We start from the raw sequence: 1,889 nt of genomic DNA, 5'->3' as shown, positions 1-1,889 counted from the left end.
CTGAGAACTTGAACGCACCTCGCTTGGTGTTATCATTTTAAGAAAAGTGTTACCAAGGAGGTGTGCATGCGGAAGATGTTCCTATTTTGTGCAATCCTGGCTCTCTTAGGCCAGGCGGCTCCCTTACGCATGGCCATTCCCCGCTCCGAAGGCAACCTTACCCCCTACACTTACTTACCGCAGCGGATATCCCGGCTGGTACCTGCTCATGCTTGTGTATGACACTCTGATGCTCGTGGATCTTGACGGCGTTCCGCGGCCATGGCTGGCGAAGTCCGTAGAGGTCTCTTCGGACGGGCTGATTTGGACGATCACTGTACGACCGGACGTGCGCTGGCACGATGGGCAACCCTTTACCGCGGCTGATGTGAAGTTCAGCTTCGAGCTCTACCAGCGTGTGCCCCATCCGCGCTTCTCTGCTCCCCTCCGCGACGTAGCTGTGGAAGCACCTGACGATCGCACTGTGGTCCTTATCCTGAGTAAGCCCAACCCCACCTTCGACCTTGCCCTGGCTGACATTCCCATCGTGCCCAAACACCTGTGGGAGGAGGCTCAGGATCCCAGAACGTTTGGCAACGCCGTGGGCACCGGGCCGTACTACCTGGCGCAGGTGGTTCCCGACCAGTTCTACCGCTTGGAGGCGAATCCTTACTACTTCGCAGGAAAACCATCCGTATCCACTCTGATCCTTGATATCGTTCCTGATGCCATGACCGCTTTCTCCGCTCTCCTGGCTGGGCAGATCGACGTTGCAGCTCACCTGCTTCCACCTGAGCTTGTGGCGCAGCTTCAAACCCGTTCGGATGTGCGCGTCATGGGTGGGCCGGGGTTCGCGTCTTTCCTGCTCCTTTTCAACCATGGGCGTCCTCCTTTCGATGATCCCCGTGTGCGCCGCATCCTCGCCGGTGCTCTGGACCTGGAGGACCTGGTGAACACAGTTCTTTTGGGCTATGCCACTGTGGGCAGCCCCGGGTTCATCCACCCCAACTCACCATGGTACAACCCCGGCGTGGGCGCATACCCCACCCTTTCAGTGGACGAAGCAAACCGCGCTTTAGAGGAGCTCGGCTATCGGGACCTGGATGGCGACGGGATCCGTGACCTTCCCGATGGTCGTCCCCTGCGTTTTGAGCTCCTCACGCGCAGCGGGGATCCCATCCGTATTCGCACCGCTGAGCTCATCGCCCAGGCCGTCCGACCCTTGGGCATTTCTTTAGAGGTGCGCGCTCTGGAAGCGGGTACCGTGGACCAGTGGGTGTGGCCCGACTTCAATACTTGCAAGGGACGGAACTACGACCTGGCCATTTGGGGTTGGTCGGCGCCTGTGATGACGAAGGCGGATGTGTTGGGGCTTTTCCATTCCGACTGTGAGCTTGGGCGCCTCAACGTGGTGGGCTACGCTAACCCCGCCCTGGACCAACTTCTTGAGGCTCAAGCCCGGGCAGTCTCGCATGCGGAGCGTCGACAGCTCTTGTGGGCCATCCAGGAAATCGTTGCGCAGGATGTCCCTTTCGTGACACTTTTCTACCCGGACCTCCTCTTCGCCGTGCGACCTGCAGCCCACGATCGCTGGGTTTTCCTTCGCGGCGAGGGCATCATCCACAAGCTCTCCTTCCTGAAATAGGCTGGGAGACATAAATGCGGACGCTTCTTCTTTTGGCGACATACGGGCTTGAGATCGTGGAATGCGGAGGGACGCTGGTCAAGCACGCCCGGGCCGGGGATTCCGTACACGCCGCAGTGGCTTTGGCTCGGCCGGATTACCGTGACCAAATCCGTCGTGCGGCTGCTATCCTCGGCGCCGAGGTCACCTTTCTCGATCTCGCCTACGGCGAGGTCCAGGCCGATCTTCCGGCCAAGATAAAACTGGTCTCCCTTCTTCGCCGTAT

Annotated in this window: 2 protein-coding genes; both read left to right on the top strand. The window is 59.7% G+C overall.

Translation table 11 applies throughout. The annotated features are described in order from the left end of the window. Positions 1 to 208: 208 nt before the first annotated feature. On the top strand, positions 209 to 1,624 hold the full coding sequence (locus ABJK56_RS19345) for an ABC transporter substrate-binding protein (RefSeq protein ID WP_347246331.1): 1,416 nt from the start codon (positions 209 to 211) through the stop codon (positions 1,622 to 1,624). Positions 1,625 to 1,638: 14 nt separating this feature from the next. Next, positions 1,639 to 1,889, top strand: a 251-nt coding sequence (locus ABJK56_RS19340) for a hypothetical protein (RefSeq protein ID WP_347246330.1), incomplete at its 3' end; no start/stop codon positions are given.

Source organism: Thermogutta sp. (assembly GCF_039793925.1).
Classification (GTDB): Bacteria; Planctomycetota; Planctomycetia; order Pirellulales; family Thermoguttaceae; genus Thermogutta.
Note: the sequence above shows the minus strand (reverse complement) of the source record. Positions and strands in the feature narration are given on the sequence as shown.

Coding starts and splice junctions, on each gene's coding strand:
- ABJK56_RS19345 (WP_347246331.1), top strand. CDS start 209: ATGCTTGTGTATGACACTCTGATGCTCGTGGATCTTGACGGCGTTCCG.